24 protein-coding genes are annotated in these 26,214 nt (G+C 40.8%); 10 read left to right on the top strand and 14 right to left on the bottom strand.

Going from position 1 to position 26,214, the window contains the following annotated elements; genetic code table 11:
* Positions 1–571 precede the first annotated feature (571 nt).
* Together Q0976_RS09705 and Q0976_RS09700 are read left to right on the top strand one after the other, a co-directional pair.
* The gene (locus tag Q0976_RS09705) at positions 572–1,546 is read left to right on the top strand and encodes a hypothetical protein (RefSeq protein ID WP_299493397.1); all 975 of its coding nucleotides are present in this window, start codon (positions 572–574) and stop codon (positions 1,544–1,546) included.
* Between the two features lie 272 nt (positions 1,547–1,818).
* The gene (locus Q0976_RS09700; protein WP_299493395.1) at positions 1,819–2,859 is read left to right on the top strand and encodes an HNH endonuclease signature motif containing protein; all 1,041 of its coding nucleotides are present in this window, start codon (positions 1,819–1,821) and stop codon (positions 2,857–2,859) included.
* A 44-nt stretch (positions 2,860–2,903) separates the two neighbouring features.
* On the opposite strand, the gene Q0976_RS09695 is transcribed toward Q0976_RS09700, so the two are convergent.
* From Q0976_RS09695 to Q0976_RS09685, 3 genes are all read right to left on the bottom strand, one after another.
* Complete coding sequence (locus Q0976_RS09695; protein ID WP_299493393.1) at positions 2,904–3,221, bottom strand: hypothetical protein; 318 nt, start codon at positions 3,219–3,221, stop codon at positions 2,904–2,906.
* A 160-nt stretch (positions 3,222–3,381) separates the two neighbouring features.
* A complete protein-coding gene (locus tag Q0976_RS09690; protein ID WP_299493391.1) occupies positions 3,382–6,531 on the bottom strand; it encodes a multidrug efflux RND transporter permease subunit in 3,150 nt (1,049 codons plus the stop codon).
* A 13-nt stretch (positions 6,532–6,544) separates the two neighbouring features.
* Complete coding sequence (locus tag Q0976_RS09685; protein ID WP_299493390.1) at positions 6,545–7,792, bottom strand: efflux RND transporter periplasmic adaptor subunit; 1,248 nt, start codon at positions 7,790–7,792, stop codon at positions 6,545–6,547.
* 268 nt (positions 7,793–8,060) lie between these two features.
* Here Q0976_RS09685 and Q0976_RS09680 point away from each other — a divergent pair, with 268 nt between their 5' ends.
* Positions 8,061–8,672, top strand: coding sequence for a TetR/AcrR family transcriptional regulator (locus tag Q0976_RS09680; RefSeq protein ID WP_299493388.1), 612 nt, complete (start codon positions 8,061–8,063; stop codon positions 8,670–8,672).
* A gap of 31 nt (positions 8,673–8,703) precedes the next feature.
* On the opposite strand, the gene Q0976_RS09675 is transcribed toward Q0976_RS09680, so the two are convergent.
* The 3 genes from Q0976_RS09675 to Q0976_RS09665 are packed head-to-tail and all read right to left on the bottom strand — an operon-like array spanning position 8,704 to position 10,236.
* A complete protein-coding gene (locus Q0976_RS09675; RefSeq protein ID WP_299493386.1) occupies positions 8,704–9,270 on the bottom strand; it encodes a methyltransferase in 567 nt (188 codons plus the stop codon).
* A 60-nt stretch (positions 9,271–9,330) separates the two neighbouring features.
* A complete protein-coding gene (locus Q0976_RS09670) occupies positions 9,331–9,753 on the bottom strand; it encodes a hypothetical protein (protein ID WP_299493384.1) in 423 nt (140 codons plus the stop codon).
* A gap of 15 nt (positions 9,754–9,768) precedes the next feature.
* Entirely contained in the window at positions 9,769–10,236 is a 468-nt protein-coding gene (locus tag Q0976_RS09665; protein WP_299493382.1) for a hypothetical protein, read from the bottom strand.
* A 300-nt stretch (positions 10,237–10,536) separates the two neighbouring features.
* On the opposite strand from Q0976_RS09665, the gene Q0976_RS09660 reads away from it, so the two are divergent.
* Complete coding sequence (locus Q0976_RS09660; protein WP_299493380.1) at positions 10,537–11,481, top strand: hypothetical protein; 945 nt, start codon at positions 10,537–10,539, stop codon at positions 11,479–11,481.
* A gap of 29 nt (positions 11,482–11,510) precedes the next feature.
* On the opposite strand, the gene Q0976_RS09655 is transcribed toward Q0976_RS09660, so the two are convergent.
* The 4 genes from Q0976_RS09655 to Q0976_RS09640 form a co-directional block, all read right to left on the bottom strand.
* Positions 11,511–11,849 carry a hypothetical protein gene (locus Q0976_RS09655; RefSeq protein WP_299493378.1) on the bottom strand — a complete coding sequence of 113 codons (339 nt, stop codon included), beginning with the start codon at positions 11,847–11,849 and terminating at the stop codon, positions 11,511–11,513.
* 9 nt (positions 11,850–11,858) lie between these two features.
* The gene (locus Q0976_RS09650) at positions 11,859–12,677 is read right to left on the bottom strand and encodes a class I SAM-dependent methyltransferase (protein WP_299493376.1); all 819 of its coding nucleotides are present in this window, start codon (positions 12,675–12,677) and stop codon (positions 11,859–11,861) included.
* 69 nt (positions 12,678–12,746) lie between these two features.
* Positions 12,747–13,847 (bottom strand): aminoglycoside phosphotransferase family protein, encoded by a 1,101-nt coding sequence (locus Q0976_RS09645; protein WP_299493444.1) that lies wholly within the window; start codon positions 13,845–13,847, stop codon positions 12,747–12,749.
* A 66-nt stretch (positions 13,848–13,913) separates the two neighbouring features.
* Positions 13,914–15,242, bottom strand: coding sequence for a hypothetical protein (locus Q0976_RS09640; protein ID WP_299493374.1), 1,329 nt, complete (start codon positions 15,240–15,242; stop codon positions 13,914–13,916).
* Positions 15,243–15,855: 613 nt separating this feature from the next.
* Between Q0976_RS09640 and gmk the strand changes: the two genes are divergently transcribed.
* The 5 genes from gmk to trmH all read left to right on the top strand — a co-directional run bounded on the left by gmk (position 15,856) and on the right by trmH (position 20,136).
* Positions 15,856–16,479, top strand: a complete 624-nt coding sequence (gmk, locus tag Q0976_RS09635) for a guanylate kinase (protein WP_299493372.1) — start codon at positions 15,856–15,858, stop codon at positions 16,477–16,479.
* Positions 16,480–16,540: 61 nt separating this feature from the next.
* Entirely contained in the window at positions 16,541–16,825 is a 285-nt protein-coding gene (gene rpoZ, locus Q0976_RS09630; RefSeq protein ID WP_299008236.1) for a DNA-directed RNA polymerase subunit omega, read from the top strand.
* Between the two features lie 13 nt (positions 16,826–16,838).
* Complete coding sequence (gene spoT, locus Q0976_RS09625; protein WP_299493370.1) at positions 16,839–18,944, top strand: bifunctional GTP diphosphokinase/guanosine-3',5'-bis pyrophosphate 3'-pyrophosphohydrolase; 2,106 nt, start codon at positions 16,839–16,841, stop codon at positions 18,942–18,944.
* Between the two features lie 22 nt (positions 18,945–18,966).
* Positions 18,967–19,350 carry a RidA family protein gene (locus Q0976_RS09620; RefSeq protein ID WP_299493368.1) on the top strand — a complete coding sequence of 128 codons (384 nt, stop codon included), beginning with the start codon at positions 18,967–18,969 and terminating at the stop codon, positions 19,348–19,350.
* Between the two features lie 90 nt (positions 19,351–19,440).
* Complete coding sequence (gene trmH, locus Q0976_RS09615; protein ID WP_299493366.1) at positions 19,441–20,136, top strand: tRNA (guanosine(18)-2'-O)-methyltransferase TrmH; 696 nt, start codon at positions 19,441–19,443, stop codon at positions 20,134–20,136.
* Positions 20,137–20,186: 50 nt separating this feature from the next.
* On the opposite strand, the gene Q0976_RS09610 is transcribed toward trmH, so the two are convergent.
* Together Q0976_RS09610 and Q0976_RS09605 are read right to left on the bottom strand one after the other, a co-directional pair.
* Positions 20,187–21,719: a DKNYY domain-containing protein gene (locus Q0976_RS09610; protein WP_299493364.1), complete on the bottom strand. Its 1,533-nt coding sequence runs from the start codon at positions 21,717–21,719 to the stop codon at positions 20,187–20,189.
* 156 nt (positions 21,720–21,875) lie between these two features.
* Positions 21,876–22,220: a hypothetical protein gene (locus Q0976_RS09605; RefSeq protein WP_299493362.1), complete on the bottom strand. Its 345-nt coding sequence runs from the start codon at positions 22,218–22,220 to the stop codon at positions 21,876–21,878.
* A 260-nt stretch (positions 22,221–22,480) separates the two neighbouring features.
* On the opposite strand from Q0976_RS09605, the gene Q0976_RS09600 reads away from it, so the two are divergent.
* On the top strand, positions 22,481–22,831 hold the full coding sequence (locus Q0976_RS09600; protein ID WP_299493360.1) for a hypothetical protein: 351 nt from the start codon (positions 22,481–22,483) through the stop codon (positions 22,829–22,831).
* Positions 22,832–22,880: 49 nt separating this feature from the next.
* Here the strand turns inward: Q0976_RS09600 and Q0976_RS09595 are convergent, their stop codons facing one another.
* Both Q0976_RS09595 and Q0976_RS09590 read right to left on the bottom strand, forming a co-directional pair.
* Positions 22,881–23,369, bottom strand: a complete 489-nt coding sequence (locus Q0976_RS09595; protein ID WP_299493358.1) for a hemerythrin domain-containing protein — start codon at positions 23,367–23,369, stop codon at positions 22,881–22,883.
* A gap of 92 nt (positions 23,370–23,461) precedes the next feature.
* Positions 23,462–25,828 carry a phosphoketolase family protein gene (locus tag Q0976_RS09590; RefSeq protein ID WP_299493356.1) on the bottom strand — a complete coding sequence of 789 codons (2,367 nt, stop codon included), beginning with the start codon at positions 25,826–25,828 and terminating at the stop codon, positions 23,462–23,464.
* Between the last annotated feature and the right edge of the window lie 386 nt (positions 25,829–26,214).

Here is a 26,214-nt window from a genome sequence, read left to right as displayed (position 1 = left end):
TTTACATATGAGGAGGCCAGCCCTTGGGAGCCAATGAAACACCGCCTTCTGGTTTAAACCCCACTCTTTCTTGCAAAAGAATGCGCTTTAACTGACATACTTTATTAGGCTCTGCAAACATGTATCTTCGAGTGGCTTGGGTACATAAACAACTCGATGAAGCCTTTGTAAAATAAAGCTGGCTATAACAGGCTTATACAAAAACAGGACTATATTCCCATTTTAAGAGTATTAATGGGAATATAGTCCTACATTTAACTCTACTCTCACATCAAACCTCTCTCCCCTTTTTCCCTCCTCACACTCCCTTCCCCTCCTCACACTGCCCCCTATCATCCACTTTGCCACAACTTAATTAATTAAGACTTAAGGTTAATCGACCTAATGCTAATTGAACAACATCAATGAGAATTATTATCATCACCTACACAGATAAAGTTAACTATTGCGTTACAGCTTATTAAAAAAAGTTCGACTTAAGCCTCATTGCGCCAATCTATGACTCATTACTACTATATCGAGGTGACGTGATTAACGTCATGAAACTATTAAATTATCATTAAGGCTACCCATGCAAATTATGAAACCACTGACACTTTCTTTAATAACAACTGGATTGTTCAGCGCTTTTAACGTTTCTGCAGCAACAGAAACCACCCTACTGACTTGCAATGGATGCTCGCCGACTCAAATGGAAGCGGTAACACAACACCACTTAAGAACACACAAGGATGAATTTATTGCGGTTGTCGATTACCAAAATGAACAGGCAAGTAAATTCCAAGTCAATGCAGTCACCAATAAATACGGTAAAACCGTCCATGAACTCACCACAGTCGAGCTAACAACTGACGAAGCAGACAATATCAATGCTGTCATTGAAGCCCGTAAAGCACTGCTTGCATTCATGCCAGAGTCGGTTGTGGTTAACCCAGAATCAACTGAAGGTACTGATGGCACGAAATCACATTTTCATGCTCACACATTGAAAGCTAAGCCTTCCTTTAACTTCGATTACCAATATCTATACTATGGTAGCTTCAAACAGCAAGCCAATGTGTATGACTTCATGCAAGCCTCTTATTTACGCAATAAGGCCTATCATGAGTATTTTGGTGACAACTATACCACTTACCTTTTCAGTACACTGTCAAAAGCATTAATCAGTTTTAAACTGCCTTATGAGATTTATGATGGTATTGGCTTACACATGAATATTCAGTTTGAAAATGCCAATCATGAACCCATAGGCAGCGCACAAGTTGCTATCGATCCTAAAAAAGAAACCTTCAATGTGATTTCTGCTAGCGATGCTGACAACAATACCGTTCCGGTGAAAAAAGAAGACATATCGGGTCAAATGTTTGCATTTGGTTCTGATGATAATAAAGCCGCTTTTGACAGCTACATTGCTCAATTCTCCACTGCAACAGAGAAGTGTCAATCGGTGAATAACCGTCAGCTCGGCGAAGTGTCATTGCATACCTATCAGTGCATTGCCAGTGACAAAGTAGAAACAAGCAAAGAGACAGCAAAAGCTAAATAATCTTGTTTCCCATCAAAGCATAAATTGCGATACAGTCAAAGTATCACGGGTATATCAGTATCATCCTTTTACTTTGACTGCTATGTTATTCCCCCTATCCTCTCGATCCCTTCTGCTAAAAAAAATCAAAATTCACTCGCACCTTTAACCATTATCAATTAGGCTTTGCCTTTAGCTTATAAAAGCAGCAGTATGAGGAAAGCAATACTCATTTTTAAAACTCATTTTTAAAATTATGGGTATGAATAAACAGCGAGAAGGATAAGCTTAATATGGATAATAAAATTACGCGCATTTGCTGGAATAGCCATCATTGGGCATTCCCTTCTGGCATGGAAGGAAAAAGCCAAGATAAAGAAAGCCTTGAGAATAACCAGGGTTACAGTTTTGAAGAATGGTTAGGCGAGCAAAGCAAACAGATTGACGGCTTCAAATATGCCTTTTTACCCGCTATCGATACCCAAAATAATCGATTAAAAGGTAATAAATGGAATATTTGGTTATACACGTTAAAAGATAATCGCAAGCTTTGCGTCGGCTACATCAAAAGAGTACAGTGCTTAGCCGAAAAAGATGCTCAAGCCACATTGGATACTTACCAAGCTGAAGGTTGGCTAGACGAAATGCAGGGCCAGCTTAATGAATTAAATATCAACACTGTCCCATTAAAAGAAACACCGGCCTTATCGATATTTAATATCAAATTTAAACCAAAAGATTTAATCTGGTTTAAAGAACCTAAAGATATTAGTCATCACTATGCTAACCATCGATATGTACTGATGGATTTAGTCGATCCCGACTTTAAAGAAGAGCATTTACTTGAAGATGATCTCTCTTTTGATTTAACCCATATTTTGGAAACATCACACACCGTTAATGACAAAATTGAGGCGGTGAATAACAGAATTGGACAAGGTATTTTTAGGCGTAACGTCATTGATTTATGGCAATCTGAACATTGTGCCGTCACATTAGTGGATATCGCCTGTATGCTCACAGCCACCCACATTAAATCTTGGGAGCTTTGTAGTGAAGAAGAAAAGCTTGATGGTGCAAACGGTCTCATGCTGTGTGCCCATGTGAGCCAATTATTCAGTAATCATTTAGCCACTTTTAGCCCCAAAAATGGCCGCTATATTCTTGAAGTCTCCGCCAACATCGATCCGATGCAATTGAAAGGCTTAGGCATAGAAAAAGAGACCATGCTCAGTACCGCTCATTTAGACTTTGACTCACTAGAACGTTTTAAACGCTACATTCAAGAACATAATAATAAGTTTATTGAAACGAATACGTTTTACCATGACTAATTCAAATAACAGAACTCACACAAGCTGAATGTGAGTTCTGTTCTTTATTCGTTATTTTCTGCAGCAGATTTTTCTCGATAACTATCGATCTCTTCTTGACTAAAAGTGATTCGATAACTCATTCTTGACAGCGTATTCGCATCCTCTTTTTTGTGATTAACTTGCACCAAAAAGTCTTCATAGTCAGAAAAATCAGCAGACAACGCCTCTAACTGACTCTCATCAGACACCTCTGCAAAAAAAATAGCCGCCGATAATCGCGTTAATAAATTCTCATAAGGCAGCTCCCATTGGGCTAATACACCTGATGACGCGAGTTTTGTCATTTTCTCTTTTACTTTATCAATATCGGGAACATACATAATGGGCTCCTTTATTATCACTCAAATTAAGCATAGTAGAATTGTCAACGACTCACCAAATTGAGTGATAGCTAATACCCATAAAAAAATGCGCCTTTAAAGGCGCATTTTTTGAAGAACTCACAAGAAACATTGAGTCAATAGAGTAGAGCTTTTCCAGTTACTGGCTAATGCTTTTTTGCACTCTCTTTTCACCTCTTCTGGCTAAAAAAAAGTAAAACAGTGGCGTCAGCAATAAACCAAATACTGTCACGCCTATCATACCAGCAAACACCGCAACCCCTATCGCTTGGCGCATTTCAGCTCCTGCACCTGTTGAGAAGACCATAGGCACAACTCCCATAATAAAGGCAATGGATGTCATTAAAATCGGGCGTAATCGTAAGCGTGCCGCATCTAATATGGCTTCCATGGCAGTAGCACCTTCATCTTGCCTCTCTTTCGCAAATTCAACAATCAAAATTGCATTTTTAGTCGCTAAGCCTACCAGTACAATCAAGCCTATTTGGGTGAAAATATTATTATCTCCCCCATAGATCAAGACACCGCTTATCGCCGATAATAAGGTCATTGGAATGATTAAAATAATGGCTAACGGTAGAGATAAACTCTCATATTGCGCAGCAAGCACCATAAAGACGAGTAAAATAACCAGTGGGAACACAATCAAACCTGTGTTGCCAGCCAATATTTGCTGATATGTCAGCTCAGTCCACTCATAAGTCATGCCATTTGGTAAGGTGTCAGCTAAGATTTTCTCAATGGCTGCCTGAGCCTCACCTGAGCTGTAACCTGGTGCTGGACCACCGTTTAACTCGGCTGTGGTAAAACCATTGTAATGCATGACACGATCGGGCCCTGCAATATTACTGACGGTCACAAATGATCCCAGTGGCACCATGTCACCTTGGTTATTAGGCACTTTTAGTTGGCTAATTTGCTCCGGACTTTGACGGAATGCTTCATCCGCCTGAATATTCACCTGATAGGTTCGGCCAAACTGATTAAAATCATTGACATAAGTCGATCCCATATACGCTTGTAGTGTCTGAAACACTTCATTGAGTGACACACCTTGCTGCTTAGCTTTAGTGCGATCCACATCCAAATCAAGCTGAGGCACATTCACTTGGTAGCTGGAGAAAACCCCCGTTAACTCAGGTGCGGCCCACGCTTTTTGCATGACTTGCATGGTGACTTTATATAATGCTTCGTAGCCCAAATTAGCACGGTCTTCAATTTGCAATCTAAAGCCGCCAATCGTCCCTAAACCTTGTACCGGTGGAGGCGGAAAAATGGCAATAAAGGCATCTTGAATACCGGCAAACTGACGATTTAAATCCGCTGCAATGGCATTCGCTGACATACTGGGATCGGTGCGATCGGCAAAGTCTTTCAATGGCGTAAACACAATCCCACTATTGGGGCTATTGGTGAAGCCATTAATGCTCAAGCCAGGAAACGCGACCGAATTAGCCACACCTGGGTGAGCCATGGCAATGCGTGACATTTCTTTAATGACCGCTTCAGTTCTATCCAGCGAGGCGGCATCTGGCAGCTGCGCAAACGCAATCAAATACTGCTTATCCTGTCCGGGTACATAACCTGTTGGCGTTGAGTTAAATTGTAATCCGGCAACCCCCACAAGCCCGATGTACAGCACACCAAAAATCGCGCCTAAACGGATGACTTTTTTCACCAACCAAACATAACCGTTAGATGCGCGGTTAAAGAAACGGTTAAACGGAGTAAATAGCCAAGCACCAAAGACTTTATCCATGCCTCGTGTCAAAATGTCTTTTTTCTCATTACGGCCTTTTAACAGCAATGCCGACAATGCAGGACTCAAAGTTAATGAGTTAATCGCAGAGATGAAGGTCGAAATCGTAATGGTCAGTGCAAACTGCTTATAAAACTGCCCTGTGAGCCCAGACATAAATGCGGTAGGAATAAACACCGCCGCTAACACTAATGTCGTTGCTACAATCGGCCCAGTCACTTCCTTCATTGCCTTTTGCGTGGCGGCAATCGGCGATAAACCATCGGCAATATTACGCTCAACGTTTTCCACCACCACAATGGCATCATCAACCACAATACCAATGGCCAGCACCAGCCCAAATAAAGATAAGGCATTGAGCGAAAAGCCCAATAGGTACATGAAAGTAAAAGTACCAATTAAAGACACAGGTACTGCCACTAATGGAATGATCGAGGCGCGCCATGTTTGTAGAAACAGCACCACCACTAATACCACCAGCAATACCGCTTCAAGCAATGTTTTCACGACCGCTTTGATAGAATCCCGAACGAATACGGTAGGATCGTAAACAATCGAGTAACTTAAACCTTCGGGAAAGTTTTCAGATAACTGCGCCATTCGCAAGCGCACATCATCTGATATTTGAATAGCATTAGAGCCTGATGCCTGAAAAATCGGGATAGCAACGGCATCTTTATTATCCAATAATGAACGTAATGAATAACTGGATGCGCCTAACTCAACTCTTGCCACATCTTTTAAGCGAGTCACCTCACCTTGCTGACCCACTTGAATAATAATATCTTCAAATTCTTCCACTGTCGTTAAACGCCCTTTGACGTTTATGAGCAATTGGAAATCAGCGTCACCACTAGGTTGAGAGCCCAAGCTTCCTGCAGCCGCTTGCTGGTTTTGCTCACGAACAGCACTAATAATTTGTGTTGGAGATAAACCTAAAGCCGACACTTTATTAGGATCAAGCCAAATACGTAAACTGTATTCTCCAGCCCCAAATAAACGCACCGCACCCACCCCTTCAATACGGGCTAACTCATCTTTGACATTAAGCGCAGCATAATTAGACAAATACAGCATATCATAGCGATCGTCTGGTGAGGTTAAATGTACCACCATGGTGAGATCGGGAGACGACTTTTCTGTGATGATCCCCAAACGCTGTACTTCTTGCGGTAAACGCGGCTTCGCTCTATCTACACGACTTTGTACTTGTGTTTGCGCTCTATCGACATCGGTACCAATGGCAAAGGTAATCGTGAGTGTCATGACCCCATCAGAGGTGGCCTGAGAAGACATGTATAACATGTCTTCTACTCCATTAATTTCTTGCTCAAGTGGTGATGCAACGGTATCGGCAATCACTTTCGGGTTCGCACCGGGATAATTTGCCGTCACGACAACAGTAGGTGGCACCACTTCTGGGTATTCTGTAATGGGTAATTGCCAAACAGCAATCATGCCTGTGATCACAAAAATCATTGAGATCACGGCCGCAAAAATCGGCCTTTTAATAAAAAATTGCGAAAACATTCAACCGCTCCTTTTATCCGCGATTTTGTTGTGAAGCCGTATTAACTGTGAGCGCATCGTCACTATTTGCATCAAAAAATTGTTGCTCACGCTGTAATTGAGTTAACTGTGCTTGTGTGGCCATTTCGACTTTATTTGGCGTGACTTTCATGCTGGGTCTAACACGCTGCAAGCCATTTACAACAATGTTATCTTTTGCTGCTAAGCCTCGACTAACAATACGCAGTCCATTGATTTTCTCGCCTAAAACAACAGGACGATATTCCAGTGTCTGCTCATCGTTAACCACTAAGACAAATTTATTATTTAAATCCGTTCCAATGGCTTTTTCGTCAATAAGTACCCCTTGATAAGCATCACCACTCATTAACTTAATACGAGCAAATAAGCCCGGTAATAAGCTTTGATCGTCATTATTAAATGTGGCACGCAAACGTATGGTGCCAGTTTGAGGATTAACGGCATTATCGACAAAATCAATATGCCCTAAATGACGATAACTTTTATCATTTGCCAACGCCATATACACTTGACTGCCTTGGGTTTGCTCGCCCTTTAAACGGGCTTTATTCATCAATTGGGTGTAACCTAAATAACTTTGCTCATCCACATCAAAGTACGCATACATTTTTTCGGTGGACACGATACGCGTCAGCTCACTCTGCCCAGCGGTCACATAGTTACCGGCTGTCACTTGTGCATAAGAAACTCGACCGGTAATAGGCGCGTTAATTTGCGTATAGGCTAAATCTAACTGCGCGCGATTCAATGCTGCTTGCTGTGAATTAACGCTCGCTTCAGCTTGATGCTTAGTCGCCAAACGCGCTTCTAGAGTTTCTTCAGATACGGCTTGTTTTTTAAACAATTTATCAGCTCTGGCATACTCGCTATCAGCCAGTTTTTTCGCCGCTTTCGCACTCTTCAACTGTGCCTGCAGGCGTAACACTTCTGTTTTAAAAGGTGCAGCATCGATTTGAAATAATAATTCACCTTCGCTGACTAATGCGCCTTCTTTAAAATTCACTTTTTGAATATAACCCGATACTCTCGGCATGAGCTGAACCGTTTGAGGAGCCTGTAAACGCCCCGTGAATTCATCCCACTCGGTGATCCGTTGTGAGACCACATTAGCTACATCAACAGTGGGCGCTGGCATCGCGGCGGCTGCAGGTGCTGCCACTTCAGAGCCGCCACAAGCAGTTAACACTAAAGCTGTAATGCTGCTCAAAATAAAAAGTCTCACAGTGTATTGTTTACTCATGACAAAGCCCCTAAATGTATCCTCTCCCCTTGAACTGAGATAATTCAAAGATGAATAATATGTTTATGTACCGATCGGTAAATATAAAGATTTTTTAATTTCTGTCAACATTTTTTGTACTGATTGGTATGAAAATATCTTTTTTATGTGATAAAATAAGCAAAATCGCCAAAAACGAATGGACAATCGGGCAAATTAATATGCAATGGCCGCATATTCTTAAATGACAATGAATGCGTCCTATGCGACCCAAAATGAGGAATACAATATGTCACCCATGTGTAATGGTCAGTCAGTCGGCCGTCCTCGCGCCTTTGATCTAGAACAAGCATTAGAAAAAGCATTAGATGTTTTTTGGCGTAAAGGCTATGAAGGGGCCTCGCTAGCTGATTTAACCCAGGCAATGGGCATTAACAAACCCAGCTTGTACTCAGCTTTTGGTAATAAAGAACAACTGTTTTTAAAAGCAATTGAGCTGTATGAGCAACGCCCATGTGGGTATTTTCTACCCGCTCTGGAGCAAGAAACAGCCTATGAAGTCGCCTTATTCATGCTCAAAGGCGCAGCGATGAGCTTAACCAATACCGATCATCCTCAAGGCTGCATTATCGTACAAAGTGCCTTGGCCTGTAGTGAAGCGGGTGCCAGTGTCAAAGAAGCACTCATTCAACGACGCCGCGAAAATGAAGAAAAGCTCTATCAACGATTTGTGCGGGCCCATCAAGAAGGTGATTTACCCGACGACATCAATCCATGCGTTTTAGCAAAATACCTCGTCACCGTCTTACAAGGTATGGCCGTGCAAGTAACTAATGGTGCCAGCAAAGAGGAATTAGACAAAGTGGCCCAAGTGGTGTTGAAGGTTTTTGAGCAATCTTAAATGCCTTGATAAGCGCTCATCTGCTTTATCACTATAAATGATAGGTATAAACCTTAGTGCGATACATATCGGTCATCGTCGTCATACTTCTGGGATGATGATCCGGTAACGCAAAAGTATTACTGATCAAATGGCGCGGCGGCATTACAATACTGCCTCCTTCTGTTAACTCAGCTAACTTTTGTTGCTGCAGCACTCGGGACAGACTTTGCATGCCTTTAGGAAATAAATAGCAATAATAAACCTGAAATACCGGCAGATCCGCCAATAAAAAATTCTGTCGCTTAAAGGTCACATTACTCAAACCCTCACATTTGGCCCATAAAACTGACACGAGCCAAGGAAAAAAAGAGACCTCAAACCCAATAACCTGAATATGTGGATGCGCTTTAGCGACCGCTATTCCTAAATGCCCCCACCCCGAGCCTAAGTCGGCCACATGACTCACCTGCGCTGTCATATCTAGCTGTTCAAGCATCGCTTTACGCACTCTATAACTACTGGGCATAGGTGAAATCCCCGTCCTTAATGTCGAGATGATAATACTAATGCCGATCAATAAGGTGAGGAACAAACACACCACTTCAAATAGATTCAAGAGATCTCTTCCATCAATTTTCACATCAAGCTGAAGTGGCCAATGTACCTAAAAACGGTATTAGAAGCGATTATTATCTTGTACGCCTGTCACTTCACCGACTTCACTTCTCACTCCCTGTAAGTTTTGCATTCTCCCACGCCATTCTTCGCTGTCTTGCTTTGGTGAGGATTTAATGTCTTTTCCATAGGTTGACTTTGAATCAGCTAAATGGCCATCCGTATTGCTTTTCGTTGCAAAAAAATCATAGGTTGTTGACGATAAACTGGTTAATTCAGATGAAACCTGCTGACTTTTTTGAATATATTCAGCTACAGCAGCTTGTTTAAGTTCCCGAATGTATTCACTATCAGGAATACCTTCTAAAATTCCTTGGATCAAGGTCTCTGTTAATTTTTGCTGTTCTTCAGCTAAAAAGTTAACCATTGATGTGGAAGTATTAATACCTACATCAGGCATAATACTGGACATAATACCAGACATAATACTCTCTCTTAATTAAATAAAGTGGATATGATTCGATGTGGATTGCTGTTTTTTATTGACTTGATTTTGCTGAAGACGCTGTGGTGTCCCAACTTCATTTTGAATCTGTTCTCGCCAGTGCTTAAGCGACTTAATGACTTTTTCAAGACTCACAATGGGCTTGAGTTTGAGTTCTTGCTGATTGAGTACTAGGTGTACTTCTAACGCATTCGCATTTTCAGACAGTGAAATAATAGGTGTCGAATTAATTGCGTTATTTCTATTGGCAATAAGCATACTTTGTTGCATAGAAGGTGACAGCTCTCCCACATGAAATTGGCCAAAAATCGTGACTTGATAACCCGCTTCAGGTTTAAATAGCGTAATAAGCATGTCATCATTGAGCGCCAGCTGACAAATCCCCTTTTCATCAAACGTGAAAAATTGATCAGTTCCGCTAATTTTAAGCCCTTTTAACCATTTATCTCTAAAATCTATCATGCATTAACCTGTTCATATACCCTTGTTTAGCGATCAACCCCACCTTTTACGATAGTGTTATTGTTGCAAAAACGACCACATAGGGCTATCAGATTAATCACAAACTTCTAAAAAACACACTCGACTTTAGTCGAGAGGAATTATTAACAATAAGAGCAGCAAACCACATTAATCTATTCGCTCTGTAAAACAGTATTCTCAAAACAAAGACACAAAAATGATAAAAAGGGCTTTTTTTGATAGCCATCAAAATAACTGAGAGTAACAATACTGTCACTCATTCAATGAAGGTTCTTAGACATGACAGATGCACTTACGATTAAAACACATGATTGGAATGCTTTTAACGCTAATATTGATGAGGACAGCTTAAGTAAAATAAGTCAGGCTACGTCGCTAGATGAGGCAAAAGCTGCGAGAACAATATTTGCTAAAATCACAGATTGGTTAGAAATTACGCATATAGATAAAGCTTTTGAGTCATTGTATACATTGACTCATGATAGTGGTACACCATTGACCAGCAAGCAGTTACTTGAAAAAATTGACGCATTAACCACACTTAGAAACGCATTGCAGCCAAAATACCGAGACAATCTGGAAGTCAGCTGTCATTTTGATCGGAAGCTATTACAACAAGAACTCCCCATTATTGACTCTGACGTCTTTGAACTCAACATCAAACTCATCGATAATGAAAAACAAAATCTATTTAATAGCACATTTTCACTTGGTAATTATCAAACGGAAATGGAAGAGATAAAAAAACAGCCACTGACCAATGGCGCCAAATTTTTATCGAAAGACTTAAGCAAGCTTCCACCAGAAGATGCCATAAAACATATTGAATATGTTCAAAGAGATCCAAATAAAAAATTAACCCCACAAACAGTCACAGCATCTGATTTTAAAGCAACAGGCATTCGCTCAGGTAATTTAGATAGATTAAACTTCAATCTTCTATCGCCTGAAACACTCATAAAGTTCAGTCAAGAACCTAAACTTGTGCAAGAGTGGGTCGCTAATCAAATGAAAATATTTGATTTTGTTGGCGATCAAGATATCGCACTACGACAAACCATTATGCCTCTGATGCCAAGAACTGATTTAGAAAATCACTGGGGAACCCATGCTACACAAATGATTAATTGGTACGCTAAAGACAATCAACTATCACAACCTTTTGCCGATGAGATAAATCAAAAGGTGGCGCTTCAACACAATTCTCATATTCAATTTGTTTGAATATTCAGTGGTTCTTCCTTGTTAAGCCACTAATCAACTTCCTCCGGCTTTTCAAAGCAAACCATACCTTGAGATGGAAGACTGTTCAAATTGGCATCTTTCGGTATGGCATCATTTAAGGTCACATCGTCGACAGCATAAATTTGGGTCCAATTTTGATACTTTTGCAGATCGGCTTCTATTTTCGCTTTATCCGTATCGGTAAAATCGATACAAGCAATTTGCATAAAACTGGCACCGGAGCCAAGCTTGGGCGCGTCAGCCTCATGGGGATCCGATGCACATCCCGCAAGTAAGAATAAAGTGGTCAACGCCATACTTGGCAAGCGCAATATTGATAAAGACTGGCAGGTTTTCACTGTGATCATTTTTCCTTTTTAACCCATTCTTTCTGCTACGATATACATTCTGGGATACACCACAGTCAACTTGCCTGCTTCATCGGTCATTTTTTCAAATTCAGTACGCATCAATGAGCGAAATTGCTGACAAAAATCTGCGGTAATCAAACTCGGATCGGTATAATTTAGGGGATTTAAAATACTTAAAAAAACATTGGAATCATATTGCTGCATTGTCTCATCGACACTCAATATTAACGCTTGGTTTTCAGCCTCCAATGACACGAGATTCAGTCCGGCCAATAAAAAATCTCTTGTTAATTGCGTTTCATCATTATAAAAAAAGATATCGGCTTGATAATGCCTCATTACCTGCCTTATCTCCTTATGGGTCATGAGTACACCGTTTAAGGCTTTAGCAAAACATGAAGTGAAATCAGGACCATAGGCCATTTGTGCAATAAAGGCCCCTTTTTCGGTTAATGCGGCGGCAATTTTTTCATAACTCGTGATACGATTTCTAATGTAGTAAAGCGATGAATTGGCGAAAATAACATCGTACTGATGATGAAGATCCAGTGTTTCTATATCTTGCTGCTTAAACGATAAATTCGATTTTTGGTGAGTTTGATTGGCTTTTTCAATCATTTTAGAAGAAATATCGAGTCCGATGACACTTGCATTCGTCATATCCGCCAGTTGGCGAGTAAAAGTGCCAGGACCACAGCCAAGATCCATCACAGATGAATGTAATGTGACTTTCTGTTTAAGTAAAGAAAATGTCTTATCAAAAGCACGCTGCTGCCCAATTGCATTTAATTGATAGTCATGACTACTCTGATTAAAGTTATTCATATCACCGCCCACAATTCATGTAGAGCCATCATGCTACTCCGATGAAAGTGATAAGATCAATCCCAGCATTTACGTATCAGACAGATATCGAATAAAATGCGCTTCTTGTTTAAGGAGTTTCTTATAAAATGTTAATTGATTGGCAGCTCTTTGTAAGTTATGTGCTGCACGGTGAACGGTAAAATAGCGATCGCCTACTAGATAATCTGTTAAAAAACGCACTCCCAGCATAAAACACATTAGTCTCGCTCCCAGCCATAGACTTTGCTTTTCTCTTGCAGAAATATCGGCCCCTAACTCTGACAAGTAACCTTTACAAAGCGCCGCAAAAATGGGTTCACTCACATCTAACAAATGAAGATCAGCGGAGTCCTCTGGTACGGTAGAGCAAAAGGCTCGCACCATATCACCAAAGTCATACAACAAATAACCTGACATACACGTATCAAGATCGATAACCGCCATCGCTGTCATATCTTGCTTATTAAAAAGTAAATTATTAATTTTTGTGTCATTATGGCAAATTCGTTGGGGCAAAGTAGGTAAAACAGCATTCACTTCATCAACAAAACCCGATTGCTCCTTAACAAATTCAACCCAAGGTCGGCAATATTGCAGTCTGTTATAAGGATCAGCTTCAACTGTCTGTGTTAATTGCTCCAATCTCAAGGCTAAATGATGAAAATCAGGGATCACCTCTTGCATCTTATTGGGTGTCACCGTCATTAAATGACGGCTAAAATGTGCAAAAGCTTGCGCTGCAATTTCCGCTTGTTTAGGGGTCTCCACTTCTTCTATACAGTAACTATTCTCTAAGTATTCCATGCCACGCCAAACACCCTTGTCTTCCAAATCTAACATCGATTGTTCAGATTGGGTCATTAATGGACGAGCAACATTAAGCTGATAACGAGTGTGTAGACTTGAATGCGCTTGGGGCTGCTCCACTAAATTGTGGTAAATAAGATGAAGATTATCCATCACGCTTTTGGGACAAGTAAACACATGAGTATTGATTCTTTGCAATACCATTGCCCCTTGAGGCCATTTGACCAAAAAAGTGTCATTGATATGCCCATTTCCCAATGGGGACAAGGTCAATTCATCGCCCCATTCTAACCACTGAAGGCCAAAATGAGGCAACACATCTTGCTTAATAAAATGGGTCACCCCCGTATCCATGCTTATCCTTGTTATTGTTATTGTTATTGTTATTGCTAAGACAGACTCACCTTTTTATAAATAGTCCCCAAAGATTGGATTTTTTCCCAGTACGGCTAAACTGCCTTTTAAACTGAATTGATAACCACATAAACTGACGCTCCCGCGCTTTGCGACATCGGTAATAATGGCTGCATTATCTAACGGGGAAAAACGCGCTTCTATGGCGGTATCGGGCTTAATAACCACACTTAAAGGCCGATACTTAACCCCATTATTAAAAGTGAGTTCAGCACAGGTTTTATCCCCTTTCGCTTGCGCCAATGACCATAATTCTTGTGGATCTTGTACTTCACCTAACCAGCGCATAATAAGAATATTATTTTCAAAAACTAAACTAAAACCGTCTGGTAACTTCGCTTCATGACGCTCAACCAATGGCTCAGGCAATGACGCACTGGCTTGCGTGAGCTCTGCACTGCCATCACGATTAATACTTAACCAGAATACAAGCATCAAAGCCAATACAAATACGCTTGACGCATAAATGATGACTTTTCGATCGCTTTTTTGAATTTTATCTTTAATTTCATTGAGGTTAACTCTCAGCCTACTGAGTAAATCTTGACTAATAAATGGCCATTTACGAGACCACTTTGTCTGTTGAGTGGCACTTTCATCAGCAGGTGTACAACTCTCTCGTTGCTCATGTCCATCAGAATTGAAACATTGATTTGCTGCTGATGTTTCACCTTGATCCGCGGCATCATGGTTTTCTATGGCAGACTGTTGCAAAAGCGAAGATTCTACAGGCTCCGTTATTTTCGCTGAATTAATGTCATCAGAAGGAATGGATAACGCTTGTGTTGCTGTTATCTCTTGCGGCGAAGAAGAATGAGAAGGGCTGTCTTGACTTTGCTCACTTTGATAAGGCTGATTAACCTCAGATGAAAGCGTCGGCTCAACGCGCTTTTTACTTCTATGGTTTTGACTCAATCCCGTGTTTCCTCTATGTAATTGAATACTTCGCCCAGCATACCCTTGAGTATACACACGTTTTCTATTCGCTTTTAAGCTTGAGAAATATAACATCATTCCAACGGCTATACTGATAAAAACCAGCAATAAAACCGTATTGTCACTGGTAACAAGCGTGGCGATGACACCAATAAAAGGCAATAAAGGAAGCCAAATCCATTGCCCTGGATAATCGCTATCTCGTAAACGACGCCGATGAGTCAATAGTAAAATAGGCGTCAATAAAACACCGAAAAAAAATAACCAAGCTGTTGGTCCTAATAATAAACTCAACAACAAAATAATACAGTAAATACTCCCAGTAATAACTGCACTTCTTACACCATTATCATAACCTTTCACACACCAAAGAGAGATAAACTGCATAATGTTATTCACTCACTCTAAAAATAGGCTTATTAATTATTATATACCCGTGATACTCCAAGATGCATGTTTTCAGAGTGTGTAAAAGTGCCTAATTCAAGGCGTATTATTACCGAAATGCTATGGCCTTTTAAGATAATACAACGCAGAAGTAGGTGATTTTACACACTTCCAAAGGACTGGTTTAAAAGCCTTTTATACTGTGTTATTCAACATCAACTTAGAATGACTAGGCTCGATGTTTAATGCCTTGTCTAAAAGACTTTTCATTCCAACTGAATCCTGCAGCTTGAAGTATCACGGGTATAGATACGGAAGTGCTCCTTCCGTAACAGGGGAAATACACTTCCGGCGGAAATAGCCTAGCGAATAAAACCCAAAAAGTCAGGTGCCATCGTTATTTTTCTCCAGAAATTCATATTGTTTTACCTCTGTTTATGCATGGTCCGATTTTAAAATGCTTCAGTAACAAGTTAGCGACAATTAGTAACCAAACTGTTTTCTGCTTTAACAGTAAAAAAACAGTGTCATAAAAGTAGGTATAGCATTCAAAGTCTCACCCATATTATACTGCTCAGATCATATTCAGGTTTTCATTATCAGGTATTCTTCAATGACCGCTCGCGGAAATTTATTTATTGTCTCAGCCCCCAGTGGCGCAGGTAAATCATCGCTTATCTCTGCTTTACTGGAAAATCAGCCAACCGATATGCAGGTCTCAGTGTCTCACACCACCCGCCAACCTCGGCAAGGTGAAGTGGATGGCACGCACTATCATTTTGTAGCCCCTGATGATTTTAAGTCACTGATCGAAGAAGGCGCCTTTTTTGAATGGGCTGAAGTGTTCGGCAATTTTTACGGGACGTCTAGGATTGCAATTGAAAATACATTAAATCAAGGTATTGATGTCTTTTTAGATATTGATTGGCAAGGGGCACAACAAGTCAAAAAAATCATGCCCGACGCCATTGGCGTGTTCATCTTACCCCCATCAAAAAGCGAACTCGAACGCCGCTTAACCGGACGTGGACAGGATAGCGCTGAGGTCATTAGCAGTCGCATGGCACAAGCCGTATCAGAAATGTCCCATTATGATGAATATGATTATGTCATCATCAATGACAACTTTATTACCGCACAACAGGATTTATTGGCCATTATTCACAGCCAAAGGCTTACGGCGACTAGCCAAATTCATGCACATGATGGTATGCTTAAAGATCTGTTGGCAGAGTAGCTCGCATAGTGTACAATTCTGCGTCATTTTTTCAATCGATAACACATTGGAGTTTCATCACATGGCTCGCGTAACTGTAGAAGACGCCGTAGAACAAATCGGCAACCGTTTTGACATGATCCTAGTTGCAGCGCGTCGTGCTCGCCAAATCGCCGTTCAGGGTAAAGACCCTATGGTTGATGAAGAGAACGATAAGCCTACGGTTATTGCTTTACGTGAAATCGAATTAGGCCTTGTTACAGCAGATACATTGGATGCTGCTGAACGCCAAACCGTTCGTGAACGTGAAGCGGCTGAAATTGCTGCTGTGGCTGCCATTGCTGAAGGTCGTAGCCATATCATATAAGGAGTAGTGCCACTTGTATCTGTTTGAAGGTCTTAGGGAGTCTGCTTCCGCTTATTTAGAGCAAGAGCAGCTAGAATTACTCATAAAGGCCTACAAGGTAGCACATGCTGCCCATGAAGGTCAGATGCGCACGAGTGGCGAACCTTATATTACCCATCCCGTTGCGGTTGCCCGCATACTGGCTGAGATGCGTCTCGATCATGAGACGCTGATGGCCGCTTTACTCCACGATACCATTGAAGACACACCTGTTACGCGAGAAGAACTCGCTGAGCTTTTTGGTGACGCCGTTGCTGAATTAGTCGAAGGAGTATCGAAACTCGATAAGCTTAAATTTCGCGATAAGAAAGAGGCTCAAGCCGAAAACTTTCGCAAAATGATGATGGCCATGACACAAGATATTCGTGTCATTCTGATTAAGCTCGCCGATAGAACGCACAATATGCGCACCTTAGGGGCCTTACGTCCCGATAAGCGACGCCGAATTGCTCGCGAAACCTTAGAGATTTACGCCCCCATCGCCAACCGTCTCGGTATTCACAATATCAAGACTGAATTGGAAGATTTAGGCTTTCAAGCTTATTACCCCATGCGCCATCGCGTACTCAAAGAAGTCGTTAAAGCGGCAAGGGGCAATCGCAATGAGCTCATTGCTAGCATTGAAGGAGCCATTGGTACTCGCTTAGAAGACACGCAACTTATTGGTAAAGTCAAAGGCCGCGAGAAAAACCTCTATTCCATCTACAATAAAATGAAAAACAAAGAGCTACAATTCCAAGAGGTCATGGATATTTATGCTTTTCGTATTATTGTAGATTCCATCGATACTTGCTATCGCGTGATGGGCGCTATGCATGGCTTATATAAACCTAGGCCCGGCCGTTTTAAAGATTATATTGCCATTCCTAAAGCCAACGGTTACCAGTCATTACATACCTCACTTTTTGGTCCATTAGGCGTACCTGTTGAAATACAAATTCGTACCGAAGATATGGACCAAATGGCCGATAAAGGGGTGGCAGCACACTGGCTTTATAAAAAAGGTGGCGCTCAAGAGCAAGGCACGACAACCCAGCTTCGTGCTCGTAAGTGGATGCAAAGCTTATTAGAACTACAACAAAGTGCCAGCACGTCATTTGAATTTGTTGAAAACGTTAAAACAGAACTCTTTCCTGAAGAAATTTATGTCTTCACCCCTGAAGGCCGTATTTTAGAACTGCCTGTTGGTGCCACCGCTGTCGATTTTGCCTATGAAGTACATACCGATGTGGGCAATACCTGTGTTGGCGCTCGCGTCAACCGCCAAGCTTATCCATTAAGTCAGCCACTTATTTCAGGGCAAACCGTCGAGATCATTACGGCAAAAGGGGTCAGACCCAACGCCGCTTGGCTTAATTTTGTCGTCACAGGTAAAGCCCGCGCTAAAATTCGTCATTTATTGAAAAACCTCAAAGCCGATGATGCGGTGACCTTAGGCAAGCGTTTACTCAATCACGCACTGGGTGAGCATAGCCTAGATTGCATTCCTCAAGAGCAAATAGATCAAGTGCTCACCGATACCAAACATGAGTCTCTAGAGACACTACTCGCCGATATCGGTTTAGGTAATGCCATGAGCATTGTGATTGCCCAACGTCTCATTGGCGCGCACATCGAAGATGCAAAAGACAAAGATACCCATACTATGTCTATTCGCGGCGCCGAAGGCATGCTGGTGACGTTTGCCAACTGTTGCCGCCCTATTCCCGGTGATGCGGTCATTGCCCATGTCAGCCCAGGAAAAGGGCTCGTCATCCACATGGAAAGCTGTGCCAATATTCGCGGTTATCAGGACGAACCCAATAAATACATTGCGGTTGAATGGGATACTGGTGACGGTGAAGAATACCAAGCTAATCTGCGTATTGAAATTGTTAATCATCAAGGTGCGTTAGCCAAAATCACCTCGATTGTTGCCGCTGAAGGGTCGAACATTCATAATCTCAGCACTGAAGAGCGGGATGGTCGCGTATTTTTAATTAATTTACGTGTTTCAGTGAAAGATCGTATTCATTTAGCAAATGTCATGCGCAGAATTCGGGTGCTCCCTGAAGTTTTGCGTACTTCACGAAATCGATAATCAACTTTTTAGAGAGAACGTCATGGCAGAAAAAACTATTATTGCAACGGATAAAGCCCCTCAAGCAATTGGCACCTATTCTCAAGCCGTCAAAGTGGGCAGTACTGTGTATTTATCGGGGCAGATCCCACTCGTGCCTGACACCATGCAAATGGTCAGTGAAGAATTTGCCCCTCAAGTGGTGCAAGTGTTTGAAAACCTAACTGCAGTATGCCAAGCCGCTGGTGGTCAACTGAGCGATATTGTAAAACTCAATATCTTTTTAACTGACTTAAGTCATTTTGCTACCGTTAACGAAATCATGGGGCAATATTTTAAACAACCTTTCCCCGCTCGCGCTGCCATTGGTGTCAAGCAACTGCCAAAAGATTCACTGGTTGAAATGGATGGCATAATGGAGCTTTAATCTCTGTTATCTTCAAGTACCATAAAACAAGGGCGCTAAGGCGCTCTTTTTGTATCACCGACTTTCACAACAAGAATACTATAATAAATCATGAGTCCAGAACGCTTCAATCGCATCAATACCATGCTCAATAATCGCCAGCCTGATCTTACTCTTTGCTTAGACAAGGTTCATAAGTGCAATAATATTGCGGCGGTGATCCGTACCGCTGACGCCGTTGGCATTCATGAAATCCATGCGGTTTGGCCTGACATTGAAATGCGCGTCTCTGGCAATACGGCATCTGGCAGCCAGCAATGGGTTAAAACCGTAAAACACCATCATATGGATGAGGCCGTCAGTGCCTTTCGCAACAAAGGCATGCAAATTTTAGCCACCAACTTCTCGAATACAGCGATAGACTTTAGAGAGATTGATTATACTCGCCCAACGGTTGTATTACTGGGAAACGAGCGTGACGGTGTGAGCCAAGAGGGCATTGAAAGCGCCGATCAACATATTATTATTCCCATGCAAGGCATGGTGCAATCGCTCAATGTGTCAGTTGCCGCTGCACTGGTCATGTATGAAGCCCAGCGCCAACGCCAAGTAGCAGGCATGTATGGAGAGTGCAAACTCAGTCATGACTATTGTCAGATAAAACTCTTTGAACAAGGCCACCCCATTTACGCTAAAGCCTGCAAGCGTAAAAACCTGCCTTATCCTGCCATCGACAATCAAGGGCAAATTGTCGCTGACGAGGCTTGGTGGCAAGCCATGCGAGCGCCAAGTGCGGAAGAGGTCTAAGCTCATCAACAAAGACAAACGGCTTATTGTTTGCCTTCGTTAAGCATGTATTACTGCAATGCTACACTGACTTCTGGGGGTACAAAGCCTTCACGAATATATTCATGGCGTAATTCATCATTTGAAAATTCTGCCTCATACACAATAAAGCCATATTGATCATAAATGCGATATTCATCTTGCCAACGTTCTTCATCAAGTTGTCTATGATACTGCCAAACACCATTTTTGTAGGTGACTTCAAATTGGTTAACCTTCTCTTCTCCAGTGGTAAAATAGGTATTTACCTTTCTTTCAATACAAGAACCTAATGCAAATTCGCAGTTAACAGGTTGATACAAAACAGGTGCCCAACGTCTAGATGACGAATAAACCCCTTGTTTAAGCCGCATATCTTGATCCCTAACTTCTGTCATTACCCCTCTAAAATCAGATTTAAAAATCTCAACACTGACTTGTTCGCCTGTATTTTTCCTCACAATATAGGTCAGTTTATTGGGAAATAACCCGGCTGCTTCTAGCAATACAAAAGCATATTTTTCAGGAATATTATTAATATGCAATTTTTTAGCTGGCGTATGGATATTTTTTTCTAACTGATTAACTATAAATGCAGTTGTTTGAAGCCGTTTAGCGCCTTTTTCATTCTTATTTAGTTGATCTTTTTCAATCCAGCCCATTGCTAACTTTTCAGCTTGCTGATTAATTTCTTTCTCAGTACGTTGTTCACTTAACCATGTTTTTTTACTAGGCGTATTACAATCATTTCTTTTCCCATCTAAAAAACAATATTGTGCGTCTTTACCTTTTCCAAGAATGAAATAGCCTACAGTCTTAAAACTACTAGGATCCGCACCTATCACTTTTTTCCCTTGATAATACACATCATGTTTATCTTTCGCATAATAATGATTTATTTGCTCAAAAGATCCTATATCCTGAGGCTTAACTCGCTTATTTTCATAGTAAATATACTCATCATCAACAGCATAAGTAAAATCGAAAAGTTTAAAACTGACCGGATTGTTTATAACCCACGCTTTATTTTTGTAATATACACAAGCATTATCTCTTGCCCACTTAGATGATTTCAATAATCTAAAGCTATTAGGCTCACAGAGATCAAACTGAGTAGACTCAAAATAACCTTTATCACCGCTGATAGCATATGAAGAAGAACTGCTATCTTTAATCACCTTAAACTGTTTCGGATTTGCCCCCAACAAAGGCTTCCCCTTGAAAAATACCCGCTTATTATCAATGCCATAGTTTTTTGATAATGCCGTAAAACTTGAAACATCGGCAAAGGCAACCGGATACCCTCGATAATAAACGTACCTGTCATCCTTACCGTATAATTTACCCATTAATGATTGAAACTGTTCGACATTCGCATCGAATAAACGTTTAGCCGATGCACGTTCTTGAAGCCCGCTACCTGTAAATATGTACTTGGGCGCTAACCAATTCACCTCTTTTTCAGTTATCTGATAAGTATTCGGCCTAGCACAACCCGTTAGTATAACAACAAACAGCACAATCAATAATTTAGCAAGGTGAATCATGCGCAATGGCATATCCATAATAAAAAATCCAAATAAAGGTGTTGTAGAAAACACGCTAAAACAAAGGTTGGCGATTTTATAGAATAAAATCAATTGAGTAAATATCTGTATGATGAGACAAACTGATACGAGTGAGAAAAAGGTATCCCACTCAAACTGAGTTACAATTAAAAACTAAATTGCACCGATATATTCAGGTGTTGGACTGGAACTGTAAGTCGGTAACGTGGCACAACTCCCATCCCCTGCATAATAAAAAATCGCTTTACCATTGTCTTTCTTGATGGATTGCAGCATGCTGGTCCACATAGCGCAGGTGGCAATGGATACGCCATTATTCTCCGTTTTTAAATTGCAAATATTGGTATAATCCCCCCTTCCAGAATGCCACACATTCACTTTGCCGTCTTTATAAACCAGTATACGGTTTAAAGATACATCGCAGTGAAAAGAGGCAAAACTGGCAGCGCTAAAGAGTGCGCTCAATCCCATACTGATAGCCAGTATGGTTGTTTTCATTTTTATCATTCTTCTTTTAACCCTTTTATACTTTTATATAATTAATACTCAATGCTTTATTACTCATTCTATTGCAACAAGCACGGATATTATAACTGACCCTAGTATAAGAATAACAAAAGTGATTGAATTATCGTATTAAATAATAATCAATAAGTAATAGCCTTTAGTATTGCTATACTTTTTTCTACATAAAAAGTGCGATTTTTATAAATTAGAATATGCTTAATAAAGGAATTATCTTGCTAAAGGAATGTATTATGTCTAATCGCTCATCCCCCCTCATTGTTAGTAGTTTATTTATTAGTGCCTTTTTGATTATGGCGTTTATCATTAGCTTTATTTTTTTCAATCATGCCATTGCAGCTGAAACAGATGCTCCAATGCCACCTAAGCTCCCGCTCGCAAAAATGAGCTTAGAGTTAGATGTGACATCAGATCAATTGGAAATGTGTATGCAAGAAGCCAGACCTGTCTCTCCTGGAAACAAACCCAACAAAGCTGCAATGCTGACTTGTTTGCAAAATGCTAACCCTGCTATCACGAAGGAAAAACTCCAAGAAGTGATGAAGAAAAATATGCCTATGCCAATGGATAAGCCTCAGCCATAAATTAACCTTTCACGGGTATACATTGACAAATTTAGAAAGTCAGTCGTGATTAACCTTGCCACTGACTTTCAATTTCTTGCCAGTCTTGTTCAGTTAAATGCTTATCCGCCATGGGAAAGAAAATATTTTCTTCGCTATCAATATGATCATAATATTTTCGAATATAATCTTCAATAATGGCTAGGATCTCAGCTCTGCTCAACTCTGAATCCACTAACAATTTTAAATGATCCGCTATTTTATAGAAACTATCATGATCACGTTCTAAATCTAAAATTCGAGGATGTATCGCGACATCCGTAGCCACTAATCGCTTGCGGATCAACTCCTCGTTTTGATGGTGTAAGCGCTCTTTTTCATCATGTAATACTGACAATAAACGAAATAAATCTTCATTTTCTTTTAAAGGAGAAGTATTTTTTGTTAACTGCATCAATAAGATTTTCACTTCATCGATGATCATCGATGCATTATGATGGTAGGCATAAAGCTCTTCAAGTAAGGGGTGCATATTCTCTCCTAACAATAAAGGCGCCATTGCTATCACCTCAATGAATGATAGCAATGAACTTTCTCCCAGTTTAGCTCAAAACCGTTATTTAGCCGCCGCTGATCTGCATATTAATAAACTCAACGGCTCCACACCCAATTCTCTATACTGGCAGGATCGACACCGTTCTCTTTAATATAAGCGCGATGATCAACCAAAGCTTGTAGCATGTCGGTGGTGATTTCAATATGCTGCATTTCATCGATCACTGACTGCTGAAACAATTTATACGCCATATCAATGACCAGATGATAACGAGACGTCGCATTCCTGACTCCCATATCAAAGGGGGTCGTGGTGGAGCCTTCTTCTTCATAACCTTTAATTCTAAAGCGTTTAGCGCCACTGTAATCAAAAACCAGTTTCTTGATGGTATTTGGATAACCGTGATAATTAAACACCACCCCTTTATCTTGAGTGAAAATCTCATCCATTAACCAAGGTTTTTCCTGAAATTCAATACTGCCTAATCCGCTACTGGTGAGCTCTGTGACGGATACAAAACGAATATTCACTCGAGGTAAAAGCTGTCTTATCAGCACAAGTGCCGCCATTGATTCTTGCGTGACATAGTCACCACAGGCAGCCAAAACAATATCGGGATGATTATCTGACGCAAAATCCCAAATCATGATGCCATTTTCCGCTTGTTTACGCGCTTCGGCTAACGTTAACCATTGGGGTAAGTCTTTTTTGCCCGCCACCAAAATATTAAGCTTGTCTCGCCCTTCAAAAGCCCTCTCTGTGTACACTAAGGTACTGTTACCATCGGCAGGTAAATAAGCTGAAATAATTTTAGGGTGTTTTTCTAACATGGCACCTAAAAAAGAAGGGTTTTGATGTGAATAACCATTGTGATCTTGTCGCTCTAATAAAGAAGAAAGTACTACATTACACGCAGGAATAGGTTTTCGAAACGGTACACCTTTACTGGCATAAACATATTTACAATATTGATCGGCCATCGATGATACCACTTGAGAAAAAGACTCATAAGTGGGGAAAATAGCATGCCGTCCTGTCACCGTATATCCATGTAACATACCAAACAGCAAATTCTCAGACAGCAATTCAATCACTCTCCCCTCTCGAGACATATCTTTATCCCAAGCTTCAATCGGCCACTGCCAAGCACGATTGGTTTCTTCAAACACCGCTTGTAATTGGTTTGAGTAAGTTTCATCTGGGCTGAATATTCTTAAGTTTGTCTGATTACGATTCAGCTTAAACGCTTCTCGCATCCACTCCCCCATTTTATTCATCGAACGTCCACGCTGACCTCGTGGTGTTTCAGGACCGTATGCCAGCAATTCAAGTGGCGGTTTGGCTAATGCCCTGACGATTTCCCCACCATAACTCAGCCGCTGTTGACCACAAGCCAGTGTATTGGGAGGCAGTAAAGAGCGAACATCATCATCAAAAATAAGCTTTCCTTGCGCATCAATTTCATACAATTCTTTAATTTTATAACTGGCTAGCCACTGATCTAATGCGTCCAAGTGTCCTTTATCGCTGGCACACTTTCCCACTATCACTTGATGAGACTCACAATTTCCAACTAATTTTTCACCATCATAACTCTCCACTCCTGTCCAACCTTTTGCCGTGCGCATTAAAATAACAGGCCACTTAGGCTTGACGACATCTTCACCATTTCTAGCCCTTGTTTGAATGTCTTTTATCATGTCATAAGCCATATCCATAGCCTGGGCCATTTGCACAAAGACATCTTCTTCATCCCCATCATCAACAATGATGGGATGGTAGCCTAGCCCTTTAAATTCATAGGTTAACTCTTCATGGCTCATCCTTCCCATACGAGTAGGACCTGAAATTTTATAGCCATTAATATGCACAATAGGCAATACTGCACCATTAGTCTTGGGCGACACCAATCGGTTGGCATACCAAGATGCTGCCAGCGGTCCCGTTTCAGACTCCCCATCGCCAATTAACACTGCAGCAATCAACTCTGGGTTATCAAGCACAGCTCCCCACGCCACAGATAAGGAATATCCCAGTTCTCCACCTTCTAAAATTTGCCCGGGTGCTTCAGGGTTAGCATGTGATGGATAACCATAGGCTGCTGAAAACTTTTTACAAATATCTTCTACGCCTTTTTCGTTGTAGGGAATTTTTTCCGGATAAAAGTGACTTAAGGATCCCTCAAGAAAGAGATTAGCCTGAATGGCTGGAAAACCGTGTCCAGGCCCGACTAAATAAATAAAATCATGCTTAGATTTTACAATAAGGCGATTGATGTTGGCATAAACAAAATTGATCCCAGGACAGGTTCCCCAATGACCTAATAATCTAGGTTTAATATCAGCATGAGTCAAAGGGCGTTTATGTAATACATTCTGTTTTAAGTAGATTTGCGACGTAGCTAAAAAATTAGTAACTCGAACATATTTTTTTAGCGCAATGATATCTTGAACTTCAATCATAATTTTCACCATAACCTCACGAAAAAAGAATAGACTGATCCCTATTAATTGCAGGTATTAAATTCAACCAATGGGGAACTATACAATCACTATATTGTGCTTTTTTTAATAAAAATGTGCTCAATCTCTGACTTTATAAAAATAGTTAAACAGGATAAAAGTATAGTTGAATGGCATTGAACCGCAAAAACAAAAAAACCATTAAAAACAGAATTTTAAATGTATTTTAAATAGGTGGGATAACTTTATGGGCAGTAAATTAAGGATGACTAACTCTCAAATTATTGATTAAACAAATCAAAATCTAAGTAGATAGATTTATCGAGTTCAAGGCAAGGTTCTACCCTCATTGTCAACTATATAATCCAAATTGGAAGATATGTAAC

This window comes from uncultured Shewanella sp. (assembly GCF_947501665.1).
Taxonomy (GTDB): domain Bacteria; phylum Pseudomonadota; class Gammaproteobacteria; order Enterobacterales; family Shewanellaceae; genus Shewanella.
The sequence above is the reverse complement of the archived record's forward strand: the minus strand, read 5'-3'. Positions and strand labels throughout refer to the sequence as shown.